Source organism: Larkinella soli (genome assembly GCF_003703975.1).
In the GTDB taxonomy this organism is placed as follows: domain Bacteria; phylum Bacteroidota; class Bacteroidia; order Cytophagales; family Spirosomataceae; genus Larkinella; species Larkinella soli.
Map to the genome: position 1 here is coordinate 32,006 of NZ_QTJY01000030.1, position 17,972 is coordinate 49,977.

At 60.4% G+C, this 17,972-nt stretch carries 15 protein-coding genes; 11 read left to right on the forward strand and 4 right to left on the reverse strand.

The window, feature by feature from the left end; all coding sequences use genetic code 11:
• Positions 1–41: 41 nt before the first annotated feature.
• The 6 genes from DX909_RS28260 (at position 42) to DX909_RS28280 (ending at position 4,767) form a co-directional block, all read left to right on the forward strand.
• A complete protein-coding gene (locus DX909_RS28260) occupies positions 42–1,976 on the forward strand; it encodes an alpha/beta hydrolase-fold protein (RefSeq protein WP_128548627.1) in 1,935 nt (644 codons plus the stop codon).
• A gap of 71 nt (positions 1,977–2,047) precedes the next feature.
• Positions 2,048–3,127 (forward strand): endo-1,4-beta-xylanase, encoded by a 1,080-nt coding sequence (locus tag DX909_RS28265; RefSeq protein WP_229311235.1) that lies wholly within the window; start codon positions 2,048–2,050, stop codon positions 3,125–3,127.
• A 3-nt stretch (positions 3,128–3,130) separates the two neighbouring features.
• A complete protein-coding gene (locus tag DX909_RS29700; protein WP_164851441.1) occupies positions 3,131–3,280 on the forward strand; it encodes a hypothetical protein in 150 nt (49 codons plus the stop codon).
• Between the two features lie 139 nt (positions 3,281–3,419).
• Positions 3,420–3,611: a hypothetical protein gene (locus DX909_RS28270; protein WP_128548617.1), complete on the forward strand. Its 192-nt coding sequence runs from the start codon at positions 3,420–3,422 to the stop codon at positions 3,609–3,611.
• A gap of 27 nt (positions 3,612–3,638) precedes the next feature.
• On the forward strand, positions 3,639–4,136 hold the full coding sequence (locus DX909_RS28275) for an RNA polymerase sigma factor (protein WP_128548618.1): 498 nt from the start codon (positions 3,639–3,641) through the stop codon (positions 4,134–4,136).
• Positions 4,126–4,767, forward strand: a complete 642-nt coding sequence (locus DX909_RS28280) for a hypothetical protein (RefSeq protein WP_128548619.1) — start codon at positions 4,126–4,128, stop codon at positions 4,765–4,767. Before DX909_RS28275 ends, DX909_RS28280 begins: the two co-directional genes overlap by 11 nt.
• 11 nt (positions 4,768–4,778) lie before the next feature.
• Here DX909_RS28280 and DX909_RS28285 read toward each other — a convergent pair whose 3' ends face one another.
• The gene (locus DX909_RS28285; RefSeq protein ID WP_128548620.1) at positions 4,779–7,016 is read right to left on the reverse strand and encodes a patatin-like phospholipase family protein; all 2,238 of its coding nucleotides are present in this window, start codon (positions 7,014–7,016) and stop codon (positions 4,779–4,781) included.
• Positions 7,017–7,159: 143 nt separating this feature from the next.
• Entirely contained in the window at positions 7,160–7,366 is a 207-nt protein-coding gene (locus DX909_RS28290; RefSeq protein ID WP_128548621.1) for a hypothetical protein, read from the reverse strand.
• A gap of 66 nt (positions 7,367–7,432) precedes the next feature.
• On the opposite strand from DX909_RS28290, the gene DX909_RS28295 reads away from it, so the two are divergent.
• The 4 genes from DX909_RS28295 (at position 7,433) to DX909_RS28310 (ending at position 15,258) form a co-directional block, all read left to right on the forward strand.
• Positions 7,433–8,881, forward strand: a complete 1,449-nt coding sequence (locus DX909_RS28295) for a hypothetical protein (RefSeq protein WP_206513073.1) — start codon at positions 7,433–7,435, stop codon at positions 8,879–8,881.
• A gap of 23 nt (positions 8,882–8,904) precedes the next feature.
• Positions 8,905–10,272 carry a sulfatase family protein gene (locus DX909_RS28300; protein ID WP_128548622.1) on the forward strand — a complete coding sequence of 456 codons (1,368 nt, stop codon included), beginning with the start codon at positions 8,905–8,907 and terminating at the stop codon, positions 10,270–10,272.
• Between the two features lie 45 nt (positions 10,273–10,317).
• Positions 10,318–12,381, forward strand: a complete 2,064-nt coding sequence (locus DX909_RS28305) for a sulfatase-like hydrolase/transferase (protein WP_128548623.1) — start codon at positions 10,318–10,320, stop codon at positions 12,379–12,381.
• 219 nt (positions 12,382–12,600) lie between these two features.
• Positions 12,601–15,258, forward strand: a complete 2,658-nt coding sequence (locus DX909_RS28310; RefSeq protein ID WP_164851442.1) for an ABC transporter permease — start codon at positions 12,601–12,603, stop codon at positions 15,256–15,258.
• A 68-nt stretch (positions 15,259–15,326) separates the two neighbouring features.
• On the opposite strand, the gene fsa is transcribed toward DX909_RS28310, so the two are convergent.
• Both fsa and xylA read right to left on the reverse strand, forming a co-directional pair.
• Positions 15,327–15,992, reverse strand: a complete 666-nt coding sequence (fsa, locus tag DX909_RS28315) for a fructose-6-phosphate aldolase (protein WP_128548624.1) — start codon at positions 15,990–15,992, stop codon at positions 15,327–15,329.
• Positions 15,993–16,025: 33 nt separating this feature from the next.
• Entirely contained in the window at positions 16,026–17,357 is a 1,332-nt protein-coding gene (gene xylA / locus DX909_RS28320; RefSeq protein ID WP_128548625.1) for a xylose isomerase, read from the reverse strand.
• Positions 17,358–17,684: 327 nt separating this feature from the next.
• On the opposite strand from xylA, the gene DX909_RS28325 reads away from it, so the two are divergent.
• The coding region (locus DX909_RS28325) for a hypothetical protein (RefSeq protein WP_164851443.1) at positions 17,685–17,972 on the forward strand (288 nt) is incomplete at its 3' end.

Here is a 17,972-nt window from a genome sequence, read left to right on the forward strand (position 1 = left end):
AACGGGTTGGCTCCTAACTACTTACCTATACCATGAAAACGATGCTTTTAGTAAAAACGGGGTGGACGGCCGTGGCGGTTGCACTGGCAATTTGCCCGGCCGCCTTCGCCCAGCCGGCCGATCGGGAAGCGCCGAAGGGCTTCGACCAGGTGCGGAGCGGGATTGCCGCCGGCAAACTCGATACCGTCCTGTATGATTCCAAAACCGTCGGCACGAGACGGAAAGCGCTGGTCTACACGCCACCGGGCTTCTCCCGGAAGAAAAAATACCCGGTATTATATCTGCTGCACGGAATCGGGGGCGACGAAAAGGAATGGCTGAAAGGCGGCAGCCCGCAGGTGATTCTCGACAACCTGTATGCCGACAAAAAGCTGGAGCCGATGATCGTGGTGATGCCCAACGGCCGGGCCATGAAGGACGACCGCGCCGTGGGCAACGTCTTCGACCGGGAGAAGGTGGAGGCTTTCGCTACCTTTGAAAAAGACCTGCTCAACGACCTCATCCCGTTCGTCGAGAAGAAGTACCCGACCCTGACCGACCGCGAACACCGGGCCATCGCCGGGCTGTCGATGGGCGGTGGACAGTCGCTGAATTTCGGCCTCGGCCATCCGGAGAAGTTTGCCTGGGTAGGCGGCTTTTCGTCGGCGCCCAACACGAAGCGCCCGGAAGAGCTGGTGCCCAGGCCCGAAGAAGCGAAGAAAAACCTGAAACTGCTCTGGATCTCCTGCGGGGACGCCGACGGCCTGATCTCGTTCAGCAAGCGGACCCACGACTATCTATACGAACACCAGGTGCCCCATATCTATTACATCGAACCGGGCGGCCACGATTTCAAGGTCTGGAAAAACGGCCTGTATATGTTCTCCCAGTTCCTGTTCAAACCGGTCGATCAGGCCTCGTTTCCAAAATACACCGTGCTGGGAACTCCGGCGGCCACCAACGTGCGTTCGGCGAAATACCCGCAGATTCTGCCCGACAACCGCGTCGTATTCCGGACGAAGGCGCCCGATGCCCGAAAGGTGCAGATCGACCTGGGAAAAAAATATGACATGGTGAAGGATACCGCCGGCTTCTGGACCGTCACGACCGATTCCGTCAGTCGCGGGTTTCATTATTACTCCCTGCTCATCGACGGCCTGCCCGTCGCGGACCCGGCCAGCGAGACCTTCTACGGAATGGGCCGGATGGCCAGCGGCATTGAGATTCCGGACCGGGACGGCGGCTATTACGCGCTGAAGGACGTCCCCCACGGCGACATCCGCATCAAACGCTATCTCTCCAAAGCCACCAACACCTGGCGGGAAATGTACGTTTATACTCCCCCGGGGTACGACCAGTCCGGCGAAAAATATCCGGTGCTGTATCTGCTCCACGGCGGTGGCGAAGACCAGCGCGGATGGGCTACGCAGGGCCGCACCGACCTGATCCTGGACAACCTGATCGCCGAACGGAAAGCCAGGCCCATGCTGGTGGTCATGCTCGACGGCAACATGGGCAATACCGGCGGCCCGGCCGGCTTCAGCGAGAACGCCCTGCGGGCCTTCGAGAATGAACTCAAACAGGGCGCCATCCCCTTCGTCGAAAGTCAGTTCCGGGTGGAAACCGATGCCAAAAACCGGGCGCTGGCCGGCCTGTCGATGGGTGGTTTACAGACCCTCCATGCCGGCATCCGGAACACCGGGCTGTTTTCGTCCCTCGGCGTATTCAGCTCGGGCTGGTTTGCCAATAACCCCAAACTTTCCGACCCGCAGTATGAGTTTATGAAAACCAACGCGGCCACCATCAACGGCAACCTGAAACACCTCTGGATTTCGATGGGCGGGAAGGAAGACATCGCCCACCAGAACTGCCAGGTGATGATGAAGAAGTTCGATGAGATGGGCATCAAATACCAGTACAGCGAATTCGCAGGTGGGCACACCTGGCCGGTCTGGCGGCATGATCTGTTGATGTTCAGCCAGTTGCTGTTTAAATAGAACGCATTCCAACTACCTGACCCTAATCCCTGACAAAGATGTTTCCGAAAAAACAGGCCGCGATCACCGGGATGGCCGCGCTTTTCCTGACCGGCCTTTCCCTGCTCCCCGATACCGCCTTCGGGCAGGAAATTCCTTCGTTAAAAGACACGTTCCGGAATGACTTCGGAATCGGTACGGCGCTGAATATGGCCCAGATTGAAGAAAAAGACCCCCAGATGACCGCCTTCATCGTGCGCCAGTTCAATATGGCTACGCCCGAAAACATCATGAAGTCGGGGCTGATCCATCCGAAATGGGATACCTATGCTTTTGAACCGGCGGATAAACTGGTCGAGTTCGGCAAAAAGCATAACATCAGAATCAACGGGCACACCCTCATCTGGCATAGTCAGTTGCCGCCCTTTGTCCGGGGCATTCAAAGCCGGGATTCCGTCCGGGCCTTTTTCACGAATCACATCAAAACCGTGGCCGGACGCTACGCCGGAAAAGTCTTTTCGTGGGACGTCGTCAACGAAGCCCTCAATGAAGACGGTACGATGCGGAAAACCGTGTTTCTGCAGCACCTCGGGGAAGACTACGTCACGGAAGCCTTTCGTCTGACGCAGCAGGCCGCCCCCAATACGGAACTTTACTACAACGATTACAACAACGAACAACCCGCCAAGCGAGCCGGCTGTATTGCACTCGTGAAAAAGATTCAGGCGGCCGGGGTTCGGATCGACGGCGTCGGCATTCAGGGCCACTGGCACGTGGGTCGGGTTCCCCTGAAAGACATTGAGGAAAGCATCCTTCAGTACGCGGCTCTGGGCCTGAAAGTCATGATTACGGAACTGGACATCGAGGTTCTGCCCCGCAATTTCCAGGGCGCGGAGGTGAGCCGGCAGATGGCCGCCAACGCGGAGTCGAACCCGTATCCCGACGGCTTGCCGGACGCGGTTCAGCAGCAACTGGCCGCCGACTATCAGGCTTTATTCCGGCTATTCCTGAAGCATAAAGATAAAATCACCCGCGTTACCTTCTGGGGCGTCAATGACGGGTTAAGCTGGCTGAACAACTGGCCGGTTCGGGGGAGAACCAATTATCCATTACTATTTGACAGGAAGAACCAGCCGAAACCCGCCTTTTACAAGGTCGTTTCGCTGAAGTAACCCATGCCGATCCGCTTACCGGGAAAACCGGCCATTCCGATGGCCGGTTTTCCTATGTCCGGTAAATTTCAGTCGGGCGGAAGGCGCCCGGAACATCGGCACGTCCGGGCCACGATGGGGGTGAACATGAACGGAGTCCCGGCGGCCCGGTGAGTTACCGCTGCGACCGGTCTTTGAGCGCATTCCGGAGTCGGATACCGAATTCGCCCGCTACAGGGTGGAGGGTGGCTTGACTTTATTTTCTCTCTCTGTAAGTTTTTGCCCCTCTCCCGCGACTCACTGTTAAAAATCCATGAAAGCCCTACTGCTCCTCTGCAGCCTCCTCCTCGTCGCTTGCGACAAACCGTCTTCCCCCGAAGGAAGGATGTCCATCCGGATCGATCAGGTCATCGAACGCCTTGACCGGATCGAACGCCGAAATCAGGCTCTGGTCGATAGTATTTCCCGGATAAACGCCACTTTACGTAGCCTGAAGTCCCGGTAAATTCCTGTCTGCACATTCCTGTTCAAGGTGGAAGAAGATTTTCTTGCTCTGCTCAATGCCCACCGCGGCATCCTCTACAAGGTTTGTGGCCTGTATCTGGATACCGCCGAGGATCGTCGCGATCTGTTCCAAGAGATGGTGCTTCAACTGTGGCGAGCCTTTCCCTCCTTCCGCAGCGAATCATCTCCCTCGACCTGGATCTACCGCGTGGCGCTGAATACCGCCATCAGCAATTTCCGAAAGCGGGGGAAGGAAGGGAAAAAAAGAGCACTGACGGCCTCCGACCTCCAGCTGCCCGACACGGGCTACGACGATGGGGCCAATGATCGGGCCATCCTGCTGCGCGAAGCCATCGAAGGCCTCAATGCCATCGAAAAGGCGCTTATTCTCCTGTATCTGGACGAGCGGTCGTATGCGGAGATTGCCGAGATCGCCGGCATTCGCCTGTCGAACGTGGGCGTAAAGATCAACCGGATCAAGAGCAAATTGAAAACCATTATCCAGATCAGTAACTATGGGGATTGACAGCTTAAAAACGGCCTGGCAGGACTATGACCGCCACCTGCAGGAAACCCCGGCGCTGAGTGAAAAAGCCCTCCACCGCCTGATCCGGGAGCGTTCCCGGTCACGGATTGCCCGGATCCGGCGCGAATACCGGATCACCGGCTTGCTGAGCCTCCTCATTCTGCTGTTCTACGGGGCCGTCCTGGCGGGTAACCCCTTCGATTTTCAGTACCGGATTCAATTCCTTCCCAGTATTCTGATCATGGGCTGGACCCTGGTCTTTCTGGTTGTACTCCTGAAGGGCTATCGGGCCGTGAGCTCTCCTGTCCCCGGCGATAGCCTGACCCTCTCGCTGCACAAAGTGATCGCCAATTATGCCCGCTCGCAGGCCCTGGTGCACCAGGTCGCCGTGCCCGTGCTTTTGTCGGGCTTCTTTTTTCCGGTATCGTTCCTGCCGAAACATATTCATGCTTCCGGGCCGGTTACCGGCGTGCTGATTGCGCTGGCGCATATCCTGCTGAACGTGCTGCTGTACTGGGCGGCCGTCCGGCTGGGGCTGTTCCGGAGTTCAGCGCAGGCCGGGCTCCAGCGTGACCTGGAGGAGTTGAAACAACTGAACGTACAGGCCGGAGAACCGGAAGAGGATCGTTAGCGGACGGCTTTTTAATACGTAATCTGCTCCGTTATTCGTTTCTCAGGTTCTTTGCTTTTCCGGACGGACTGCGGAATCAGCCCCAGGGCTTTTCGAAGGTTGGTATAGGACGTATCGCGGTGTATGGCCTGAACCTGATCGTTGATGGCCTGGCGGGCGGTTTCCGACAAATACCAGCCCAGCGGAATGACCCGGGCATCAGGCCGCGTGAGCCGGAACACCTGAAAACCGTCCGGCGCAATCGACTGCCGGATGAAATACTTCATATCCCCGATCAGTGAAGGCGTCCGGTTGTCCCAGGCCTTGTAAAAAGCCGCCAGGGGCGCAAATCCGGTGGTTGCCTGCAGCGTATCCGCCGTTCGGCTATCGCCGTTTTCGATGAAGATGATCATGGGACGAACTTGTTTCCCGTTCAGCCGGCCATTCAGCATCTCCCTTCTTTTCACCACCAGCTGGAGCATCTGGTACGCCGTCTGCATGCCGGTGTTTTCAAAATAGCCGCCGTCGACCAGCCGGTACGACAATCGATCCCGGTTGGGACCGTAGACCGTGCCGGCCGGGGTAACCACCGGGAAACGGGCCGAAAGACTCATCGCCGTCATCAACGGAATGTCCTTTCCGACTTCGCCCAACACATCCCGGCTCCCGTAGAAAAAGCTGGAATCCATCGCAATCGGTGAAAGGATGGCTTTTTTGCCGGTTTCGACCACCGTCGAATTCAACAGCAGCAGCGGCAGGTCAGGGTGCCCGGCCGCCAGGCGGGTGAAGCCCTCGGTGAGCGTCAGCTTTCCCGTTTTATAGTAAAAGTGATCGGCAAAACGGTCTTCCAGCCACCGCGCCCGGTCAAACAGGGGGCTTTGGTTCAGGCCGGGCACGAAACTCGTGATGGGGTCAGGATAACAGAAGGCCCCGATCAGGCCGGACAGAAAGTCGGCGGAGGTCAGGGAGTCGAGGGCGGAGCGGATGTTCTTCTGCTGCGGATAATTATAGAGCCACGATGCGTAAAAGCCGGCCCCCACACTACCGCCCGACACGCCCGAAATAGCCAGCAGATGCCGCCGGAAACCGGGCAGGTCCGCATCGAGCCGGGCCAGTACGCCCGCAGTCCACTGGGCGGCCCGGCTCCCCCCTCCTTCGGCCGCCACGATGAAAACGGGAATGTCCGGTCCGGCATCCCGGCTCCGGTCGATCAGCCAGCGATCCACGTAGGTCGAGTCGCTCGGGCGCGTCAACGGCCCGGCTTCCGGCAGAGTGCGGATTTCCCGGCGTCGGATGTTGATTCCCAGTGCATACACCAGAAGGGCGAACACGACAACGAAACCCAGCAGCGGAATGGCCCGGCTGCGCAGCTGATACCGGAACCACATGAGCAGGAAGCCCCATCCCGCCAGCGCCGAAACAAAGATCGTTCCGAAACCGACGGTCGTCGCCAGATCGAACCGCGTCGGATAATTACCCCCGCTTAACCCCTCGATCAGACGATGCACAAATCCGAAAAAGAAGGTCAGCGTCAGGTTGAGAACCGCCAGACCGACGATCCAGCGACGAAACATCGGAAACTCACTGATTCCGTGGGCATTCCGGCTGGTGACGGCGTTGCCGAAATCCGACCGGTTCCCCGCACCGTCGCTCATCAGCTGCTGGTGGATCAGCGTCAGAAGAACCGTCGAGACTACCGCCCCCAGCCCCAGAAGCACCAGAATCCAGTACCAGACGTTGGGATGTCGGTATTGGGTGATCTGGCTGGTGTGAAAAAAGGCCCAGGCCACCATCCCGAACGGCAGAAACGCCAGCGTACGGGGGGCATAGCGCAGCAGCGAATTCTGCCACTTTTCCAGCGACGGACGCAGGTATTCGTATTCCTCCCGCAGCGGTACGGACCGGATTCTGGTTTTCAGCAGCACCCACCGGCTTCCGAAAGCCAGTGAAAAGGCCCAGACACAAAGGGCGATCAGGAAAGCGCCGTCCCGAACAAAAACCGCCCAGCGGACCGAGTCGAGTCGGATGGCCGAGGTGTACCACCAGTCGTTGAGCATCGCCACGAGGAGGTCGGTGAACTGGTCGGAGCCGGAAAACACCAGATAGCCCGCTACCAGCAGAAAGAGGGCGACAATAAGCGGAGACGTGACGGTCAGAACCGCCTGAAAATACTTGAAGCCGGTATAAATCCATCCGAACAGCTGCTGTCGGAAATCAGGACCGGGGGTGCCGCCGGGTTTCGGTCTGCTTTTCTTCTTGACGGGGTTCATGGCTGAAAGGAGAAAGGTTTGGCACTATCAGCCTGATAGCAAGACAAGTATAGAAAAATTTCCGAGCCGGCAAAAGGGGAAAAACCCGGGTTTTACAAAGCGTTTTCCCCGGGTTTTCTACAGATATTCGGAAAGTGCCGCGCTCAGACGGTTACCTCCGCCGGTGTCTCCAGCAGGATGCCGGCGTGCAGACTAACGCCCTCCGTCGGGTTCAGCTCCAGGTACCGGCGGACCTCGTACAGTTCCCGCTGCAGGTCCTTGATGCGCTTCTCCCGGGTTTTGATGTCTTCCTCACTCGACGAGCGGTCCGCCGGGCTGAACTCGGGGAGGGCATCGGTTCGGCAAACCATAGACGGAAAGTAAAGAAATAGGGATATTTTAGCGCCCGTATTCCGCAAGGCACTTTTCCAACCCCTATGCCCCGTTTTCCGGCTCCCCTTCCGGCTTCGATTCTAGGCCGGTTTTTTCTTTCCGTCGCCCTTCTGGCCGGCCCCGTCGCGGCTTATGCCCAGCCGCCGGTGCAGGTGAAGGGCGTTTTTCCGCAGATGGCGGTCATCAGTAACCATACCGTCCGGACCGAAGCCGGCATCGGGGCGCTGGTGCCGTGGGCCGGAAAGCTCTGGGCGGTCGGCTACGTGGCCCACATCCGGGGCTCGGGCGTGGGGCTGTACGAGATCAGCGACGACATGACGATGCGCAAACACCCGCTGAGCCATACCGGCACGTTTGCGAACCGGATGATTCATAACCCCTCGAATCAGGCCCTGATCGGCCCCTACGCCATCGACACGCTCGGGCGCGTCCGGCTGATCGACGCCCTGAAAGGCCACCGGCTCGCGGCCACCATGCAGCACCTCAGCCGCCCCGACTCGCTGGTCTATTACCTGACCATGGAAGGCCTGCTGTTCGAAACCAACGTCTATTCCCTTCAGTGCCGCCGGCTGTTCGATCTGGTAAAGGAACTCGACATCCCGGCCTCGGCCCAGGTGCATTTCAAAAGCGCCTTCACGCAGGGCGGCCGGGTCGTGGTGGCCAACAACTCCTATTACGAAGACGATTTTCTGGGGAAACGCGCGGCCGGGCGGCTGGCCGAATGGGACGGCACCCGCTGGACCATCCTCGACAAAAACCCGTATGTGGAGGTGGCGGGCAAAAACTGGTCGGCGGAACATTACGGAAACGCCGTCTACGCCCTCGGCTGGGACCAGGCCTCCGTTCTCCTGAAGTTTTTCCATAAAGGCACCTGGAAAACCTACCGGCTGCCCAAAGCCAGCTACGCCTACGACCACGCCTGGAACACCGAGTGGATGCGCATCCGCGACGCCCAGACGGAGCGCTACCTGATGGACGTCCACGGCATCTTCTACGAACTGCCCACCATCACCTACGGCGGAAACATCCTGGCGATCCGGCCCATCTCCAGCCACCTGCGCATGGTGCCGGATTTCTGCTACTGGCGGGGCCTGCTCGTCCTGGCGGGTGATCAGGTCGACGGATCGACGGGGCAGCCGCAGTCGGGCCTGTGGTTCGGGAACGTGGACGAACTCTGGCAGATGGGCAAACCCAAAGGCTGGGGCGGCCCCTGGTGGGAAACGGCCGTGCGGCCCAACCAGCCGTCGGACCCCTACCTGATGACCGGTTTCGACCAGAAAAGCCTGCACCTGAGCCATGACGCCCTGACTCCCGTGACCTACACCGTCGAAGTGGACTTTATGGGCACGGGCCGGTGGCACTCCTACACCCGGCTGACGGTCCCGGCCAAAGGCTATTCGCATTACGAATTTCCGGCCGGTTACTCGGCCCACTGGGTGCGGCTGACGGTCGACCGGGCCTGTAAAACCTCGGCGGTATTCTTCTATAACTGAACCGGTTGCTTAACCTTTTCGAGATGAAAAGCCTGCTGAAACGACTCTTTCCGGTTTTGATGCTCCCCGGCCTGGCCGCCATACCGTTTTCGGCCACTCCGCCGGTGTCCTCCAAAGCCGACCGGCCCAACCTCCTCTTTATCCTGACCGACGACCTCGGCATCGGCGACCTGTCGGGCTACGGTGCCACCGACTGCCGGACCCCGCACCTCGACTCGCTCATGCGGGCGGGCCTGCGGTTCAGCAACGCCTACGCCAACTCGACGGTCTGCTCCCCGACCCGGGCCTCGCTCCTGACCGGCCGCTACCCGGATCTGGTGGGCGTGCCGGGCGTCATCCGCGACAACCCCGCCGACAGCTGGGGCTATCTCGACCCCCGCGCCCGGACGCTGCCCCAGACGCTGAAAAAAGCCGGGTATCACACCGCCCTGATCGGCAAGTGGCACCTCGGGCTGGAAGCGCCCAACCGCCCCAATGACCGGGGTTTCGACCACTTTCACGGCTTTCTGAACGATATGATGGACGACTACAAGACCCATCTCCGCAACGGAAAGCCCTGGATGCGGCTCAACCAAAAACCCGACGACCGGCCCCTTCATGCCACCGACCTCTTCACCGACTGGACCCTCGACTACCTGCGGACGCGAAAGGGGCAGAAAGCGCCGTTCTTTCTCTATCTGGCCTACAACGCCCCGCACTCCATCGTGCAGCCGCCCGCCGAATGGCTGGAAAAAGTGAAACGGCGGCAGCCCGGCATCACCGAAAAGCGGGCGAAACTGGTCGCTCTGATCGAACACCTCGACGACCGCATCGGACGGGTCATGCAGGCGCTGCGTGCCAACGGCCAGGCCGACCGCACGCTGGTCGTCTTTACGAGCGACAACGGCGGGGCGCTCAACGAAGGCAGTCTGAACGGCCCCTGGCGGGGCGGTAAGCAGGATATGTTCGAGGGCGGTATCCGGGTGCCGGCCTTCGCCGGCTGGGCGGGGCAGATCCGGCCGGGCAGCCAAACCGCCCTGCGCACGATGACGATGGACTGGTTTGCCACCCTCGTCGAAGCCGCCGGGCTGCCCGTTCCGGCCGACATCGACGGCGTGTCGCTACTGCCGACGCTGCGGGGGCAGAACCAAACCCTCGACCGGACACTGATCTGGGTCCGGCGTGAATCGTCGCCCTACGACGGGCAGGATTATTACGCCCTGCGGAAAGGCGACTGGAAGCTGATGCAGAATACACCCTTCGAGCCGTATGCGCTCTACCACCTGGCCGACGACCCGCACGAAGACCGTAACGTGCGAGCCGCCAACGGGCCGGTGATCCGGGAACTGATTCCGCTGCTGCGGGAACACGTCCGGAAGGCCGGCGCGGTGCCCTGGCAAAAGCCGCAGTAAAATTCGACCCTCCCGGAAAGCGCCCTGACAATAAACCGATTACCCATGAACCGACCGATTACCCTGATTCTTGTTTTACTGCTGCTCTTCGGCCTGACCGACTGCCGCAAACCGTCTGCCGGGCGAAAAGCTTCCGCCGGAAAGCCGAATATCATTTTCATTCTGACGGACGACCTCGGCTACGGTGATCTGGGTATCCTGTTCCAGAACGAACGGGCCGCGGCCCACCTCCCCTTCCACCGGACTCCCCACCTCGACCAGATGGCTCGTGAAGGCATCCGGCTTACCCGCCATTACGTTCCGGCGCCGGTCTGCGCGCCTTCGCGGGCATCGCTGATGCTCGGCCGGCACCAGGGCCATGCCAACGTGCGCAACAACCAGTTCGACAAAGCGCTGGCCGACGAGCCGACGCTGGCGTCAGTGCTGAAGGAGGCCGGTTACGCGACTGGTCTCGTCGGTAAATGGGGGCTTCAGGGAACGGAGGGCAAAACCCCGGAAACCTGGGAAGCCTACCCCACCAAACGGGGCTTCGACTACTTTCTGGGCTATGTCCGGCACGTCGACGGGCATAACCATTACCCGGCCCATAAAGCCGCCATGCGCCCGCCGATGGAACTGTATGAAGACCACACGGAAATTTCCCGAAAATTGAAGGGTGTGTATACCACCGACCTGTTCACGGCAGCCGCCAAAAGGTGGATCACCGACCAGCACCAGGCCCGGCCGGAACAACCGTTTTTTCTCTATCTGGCCTACGATACGCCCCATGCCGGGCTGCAGGTGGCCTCCTCGCCCTACCCGGCGGGCGGGGGTCTGAAGGGCGGGGTGCAGTGGAAAGGCGAAGCCGGCCGGTTCGTCAATACCGTCACGGACACCATCGACACCTACCTCCACCCCGACTATGCCGCCCGGAACTGGCCCGATCACCAGAAACGCTTCGCCAGTATGGTCCGGCGGATCGACGATGCCGTCGGTGACCTGATGCTGTTGCTACGGGACCTGAACATCGACGACAACACCCTCGTGGTGTTCACTTCCGACAACGGTCCCCACCGCGAATCCTACGGCTACGGCGAGTATGAACCCAGTTTCTTCGACAGCTACGGAGCCATGGACGGCATCAAGCGTGACGTCTGGGAAGGCGGCATCCGGGTGCCGACGCTGGTACGCTGGCCGGGCGGCATTCCGGCCGGGCGCGAGTCCGATACCCCGGGCGGTTTCCACGACTGGCTGCCCACCTTCGCCCGGCTGGCCGGTATTCCGGCCCCGGCCACAACCGACGGCGTCTCCCTGCTGCCGACGCTGACCGGGCGGGGCACACAGCCGCCGGGAACGGTCTACATCGAATACCAGGTGAACGGCCAGACGCCGGAATATGAGGAATTCGAGCCTTCGCACCGCAGGCAGGCCCACGGCGAAATGCAGGTCATCTATCTCGACGGTTACAAGGGCATCCGGACCGATATCCAATCGGCCGACGACAATTTCCGCATCTACGACACCCGCACCGACCCGAAAGAACGGAACGACCTGGCCGGCACCGGTGCGGCCTTCACCGCCCTTCAGAAACGGATGAAACAACGGGTGCTTCAGGTGCGCCGTCCGGACGCCGACGCTCCCCGGCCCTACGACCGGACGCCCATACCGGCCCTCGAAACCGCTTCGGCCTCCGCGTCGGCCGGCCTTCGGTACCGGGTGTTCGAGGTCGGCACACCCTGGACGCCGGCCGTCGAGGCCCTGACGCAGCCGCCGGTCAAAACGGGCGTCAGCCCGGGCGTGGACCTCGGCGTCCGGACCCGCGACCACGACATCGTGATCGAATACGGCGGGCTGATCGACGTACCCGAAACCGGCGAATATACCTTCACGCTTCAGACCGACCGGGGCGCCGTTCTGCGGCTGCACGATGCCTGCGTGCTGCATACCGGCAAAAATTACGCACCGGGCAGCGCCGTTTCAGGCCGGGTGCTTCTGGCGAAGGGCAGGCATCCGATCCGGCTGGTGTACGCCCGCGGCAGCAGCGGTATGCCAGGCCTCCGGCTGGAATGGAGCGGACCCGGTTTTTCGGCCCGGGCCCTGCCGCCCGACCGGCTTGTTCCGGCACCCTGACCGGCCCCGATCCGCTCTAACTATCAATCCGAAAAGCCGGGGTACCCCGGCTTTTTCATTGTCCTGAATCGTACAAAGCTGTCCGCTACCGGACGAATACCGTTCTGTGTTTTTTACAAAAAATGCGTCCCTGCGGCCGGAAACGCGGCTTTGAAAATATGGCCGCTGATTTGCTATGCATTTGAGTAGGATATTTAAACGTTGTCAGAAGGGCTGCCAATGAGACCGAAACGAACACCGACTCCGCAACCGCCCCGCCGGGTCGCGTGGCTGCTGACCTGGCTGGCCGCTCCCCACCTGAGAGAGGAACTGGAAGGTGACCTGACCGAACTGTTTCACCGGCGGGCCGCCCGCGTGGGCTACCCGAAAGCCCGGTTTTTGTATCTGCTGGACGTGTTGCGGCTCCTGCACCCCCGGCTCTGGCGCCGGAAGGCTTCCATAACCAGGCCGGTGTTCTCCGCTTCTACCGACGATTCTCCACCCTTTTTCATGCATCCGGTTATGCTACGCAGCTACTTTAAAACCGCCTGGCGGCAATACGCCAAAAATAAGGTCTATTCCTTCATCAACACGGCCGGGCTGGCGACGGGCATGGCCGTCACGATCATGATTGGGCTTTGGGTCTGGGATGAACTGTCGTTCGATCAGTCTGTGAAGAATCACGCCCGTATCGCCCAGGTCTGGCAATTCGTGACGTTCGACATCGAGAAATCGTCTTATGGAGTGGTACCCGTTCCGCTGGCGGGGGAACTGCGCAGCAAATACCCCGATTTCGAGTCGGTCAGCCTGTCGACCTTCGCCCGCGACGCCGTGCTGGCTTCGGGCGATACCCGCTTCACGCGAACCGGCTGCTACGTCGAGCCGGACTTCCTGAAGATGATGTCCGTGAGGCTGGCGGCCGGAAGCGCCCGCGCCCTCGACGACGTCAACAGCATTCTGCTCTCCCGATCGACGGCCCGGGCGCTGTTCGGAGCCGCGAACCCCGTCGACCGGCTGATCCGGCTCAACAACCGCACCGATGTGCGGGTCACGGGCGTGTTCGAGGATTTTCCGGATAACAGCAGCTTTCGGGATGTTCTTTACCTCGCGCCCTGGAATCTTTTGCTGGCGACCAACGAGGGTGCCCGCAACGCCCGGGACCAGTGGGACGAAAACTCGTACCGGGTGTTTGTCCAGTTGAAAGTCGGGTCCGGTTTCGGGCCGGTGTCGGCAAAAATCCGCGATATTCGGATGAAGCGGGACAATCCGCCCCCCTACAAACCGGAGTTCTTTCTGCATCCGATGGACCGCTGGCACCTGTACTCCGATTTTAAAAATGGCGTCAATACCGGCGGGCTGATCACGTTCGTCCGGCTGTTTGGGGTCATCGGCGGGTTCGTGCTGCTGCTGGCCTGCGTCAACTTCATGAACCTCAGCACCGCCCGCTCCGAAAAGCGGGCGAAGGAAGTCGGCATCCGGAAGGCCGTCGGGTCGCTGCGCGGGCAGCTGATCGGCCAGTTCGTCAGCGAATCGCTGCTGGTGACGGGTTTGGCTTTCGGGCTGGGACTGGGGCTGGTCCGGCTGCTGCTGCCGGTTTTCAACGAAATTGCGGATAAGAAGATCGGGATGCCGTGGCAGAATCCCTGGTTCTGGGCGCTGGGTTTCAGCTTCACCGTTCTGACCGGCCTGATTGCCGCCAGTTACCCGGCCCTGTACCTGTCGTCGTTCCGGCCGGTTCGCGTGCTGAAGGGGACGTTCCGGGCAGGGCGACGGGCGGCCGTTCCGCGCCAGGTGCTGGTCGTGTTTCAGTTTGCGGTTTCGGTGACGCTCATCATCGGCACGATCATCGTATTGCGCCAGATCGAATTTGCCCGGAACCGGCCGGTCGGCTACAGCCGCAACGGCCTGATCGAAGTGCGGATGAGCACCCCCGAGCTGTACGGTCACTATGACGCCCTCCGCGCCGACCTGCTCAACACCGGGGCCGTAGCCGGGATGTCGGAATCGATGGGGTCGATCACGGAGGATTTCGGCGGGACGACGGACGTCGGCTGGCCCGGTAAGACGCCCGAGATGCACCCGCTATTGATGGCCAACAAGGTAACGCACGATTTCGGGACCACCATCGGCTGGCAGCTGGTGGCCGGTCGCGACTTTTCCCGCCGGTTCACCACCGACTCGTCGGCGATGGTGCTGAACGAGGCCGCCGTGAAGCTGATGGGACTCACCCGCCCGCTGGGCACCGTCATTCGGGCGGGTGGGAAGGAATACCGGGTGATCGGCATCATCCGGGACATCGTCAAGGAAACGCCTTTCGAACCCGTCAAGCCCTCGATTTTCACCCTCGATTACCGCTCCGTCAGCGTCATCAATCTCCGGCTGGCCCCCAGGCTTGCCGCAGGCGAAGCGCTCGACCGGGTGGCGGAGGTGTTCGGAAAATACAATCCGGCGGTTCCGTTCGAATACAAGTTCGTGGACGACGAATACGCCAAAAAGTTCAGCCACGAACGGCGGATCGGTCAGCTGGCCTCCGGCTTCGCCGTGCTGGCGATCTTCATCAGCTGCCTGGGGCTGTTCGGGCTGGCCTCCTTCATGGCCGAACAGCGGACGAAGGAAATCGGCGTCCGGAAAGTGCTGGGAGCCTCGGTGTTCAGCCTCTGGCGCCTGCTCTCCCGCGATTTCGTGATTCTGGTGGTGACCGGTTTCGCCATTGCCGCCCCCGTGGCCTGGTACTTCCTCGAAAACTGGCTCCGCAACTACACCTACCGCACACCTATCTCGTGGTGGATCTTCGCCGTGGCCGGTCTCGGCGCGCTTCTGCTGACCCTGCTGACGGTCAGTTTTCAGGGCGTGAAAGCCGCCCTGATGAACCCGGTCAAAAGCCTGCGCAGTGAATAGAGCGTCCGGACCAAAAGAAAAGCACCGGAAAGGCTCCGGTGCTTTTTCCCGACACTTCTCTATTTTACTTAAGCATTGACTGTATTTACCTTTTTGTAGTCGGCCAGGAATTTCTCCAGTCCGATGTCGGTGAGCGGGTGCTTGAGCAGGGCCGTGATGGCGCTCAGCGGGCCGGTCATGATGTCGGCACCGATCTCCGCGCAGCGAATGATGTGCATCGGGTGCCGCACCGAGGCCGCCAGAATCTCCGTCTGGTAGCCGTAGTTGTTATAAATCGTCCGGATCTGGGCGATCAGTTCGAGGCCGTCGGTGGCGATGTCGTCGAGCCGGCCCACGAAGGGCGACACGAACGTGGCCCCGGCTTTGGCTGCCAGCAGCGCCTGTCCTGCCGAGAAAACCAGCGTGCAGTTGGTCCGGATGCCTTTATCGGTGAAATACTTGATCGCCTTGATGCCGTCGCGGATCATAGGCACCTTCACGACGATGTTCGGGTGCAGTTCGGCCAGAACCTCGCCTTCCCGGACGATGTTGTCGAAGTCGGTGGCGATCACCTCCGCCGAAATGGGCCCGTCGACGATGTTGCAGATGTCGACGTAGTGCTGCAGAATGCGGTCATGCCCGGCGATGCCTTCCTTCGCCATCAGCGAGGGGTTGGTGGTGACGCCGTCGAGAACGCCGAGGTCCGCGGCTTCCCGGATTTCGGCCAGGTTGGCCGTGTCGATAAAGAACTTCATGAGAGGCTGGTTTTAACGGCGGTGACGCCGGTGTCAGATATACTGATTGATGATGCTTTCAAGCCATTCCTGCCGGCCGCTGCGCAGCTGCGGTTCGCCGTTTTCCAGCGCGTAGGCGCGGAGGTCTTCCAGCGTCAGGGACCCGTCCTCGAACGCCTTGCCCTGTCCCTGGTCGAAGGACGCATACCGCTCCTGCCGGAATTTGAGGTAGTCGGAATCGCGCAGAATTTCGTCGGCCACGATGAAGGCCCGCGCAAAGGCGTCCATGCCGCTGATGTGGGCGATGAACAGGTCTTCGAGGTCGGTCGAGTTCCGGCGCACCTTGGCGTCGAAGTTGATGCCGCCCGGCCGGATGCCGCCGGCCTGAAGAATCACCAGGGCGGCTTCGACGAGTTCATACAGGTTGATCGGGAACTGGTCGGTATCCCAGCCGTTCTGGTAGTCGCCCCGGTTGGCGTCGATGCTGCCGAGCATGCCGGCGTCGGCCGCCACCTGAAGTTCATGGTCGAAGGTATGGCCGGCCAGCGTGGCATGGTTGACCTCGACGTTCAGTTGAAAATCCTTGTCCAGACCATGCTGCCGCAGGAAGCCGATCACCGTGGCCGCGTCGTAGTCGTACTGGTGTTTGGTCGGCTCCATCGGCTTCGGTTCGATGAAGAACGTGCCCCGGAAGCCCTGCTTGCGGGCGTAGTCGCGGGCCATCGTCAGGAAGCGGGCGAGGTGCTCGGTTTCCCGTTTCATGTTGGTGTTCAGCAGCGACATATAGCCTTCGCGGCCGCCCCAGAACACGTAGTTTTCACCGCCGAGGGCGATGGTGGCGTCGAGGGCGTTTTTGACCTGCGTACCGGCGTAGGCCACCACGGAGAAGTCCGGGTTGGTCGAAGCGCCGTTCATATAGCGAGGGTTGGAGAAGACGTTGGCCGTTCCCCAGAGCAGCTTCACCCCGCTGGCCTGCTGCTTTTGTTTGCCGTATTCGACGATAGTCTGGAGCCGTTTTTCGTATTCGGCGAGGGAGTCGCCTTCGTCGACGAGGTCGATGTCGTGGAAGCAGTAGTAGGGCGCGCCGATCTTGGTGATGAATTCAAAAGCCGCATCCATTTTTAGCCGGGCGCGCACGTTGGCGTCGTTGTCCTGATCCCAGGGGAACACGCGCGTGCCGGGGCCGAAGGGGTCGCCCCCCGTCCCACAGAACGAGTGCCAGTAGGCAATGCCGAACCGGAGCTGATCCCGCAGGGTTTTTCCGCCCACTTCGAGGTCCGGGTTGTACCACTTGAATGCTAAGGGATTTTTGGATTTGGGCCCTTCGTAGCCGATGGCGCCGATCCCCTTGAAGAATTCCTGATCGCCCAGCGTGATGGTTGACATGGTTTTGCTATGGGTTATGATTTTTCTGGTGTAAAATTGACACTTTCATTTTAAATGTCAAAGTGACACGTAAGAAAAATTTACGGAGCGGGCCAGTTGCCAAATGGCACTCCCTTCGCCCTTCCCTTGCTTCGTTCCCGGCGTCCTTCTACCTTTGAACCGCGAAGTAAACTTTTGTTACATTTTTTAGGCAAACCTCCTTTGGAAGGATTAGAACCATTGTCTGGCCGGCAAAGGGTGCAAGTCCTTAGTCCTTCCTATGCCTTGTGCAAAAGTTGAGCTTCGCAGTGACCGGCCTATCTTTTTCTACCATCTCACTTAATCACCATGCGAAGCTCAGCCAATGCCTCCCCCAAATCCCGCCCGGATTATCCCAAAGCCTACTACCGGCCCTGCGGCATACCCCGACGATTGCTTTTACAACTAATTGAAGCCGAGCCTCTGCTCTCCGCCCAACCCGACGGCCAGGGTGTCGTGCAGATCTTTCTCAGCACCGTCCTGCGTCGTTACCTGCTCGAACAAAGGACCTACTACGCCCGTCTGCACGAAAACCGCACCGACCCGTCTCTCCGGCCGCCCCAGCATCATCCGCTGCTCCATGCCGCCCTCGGGGCC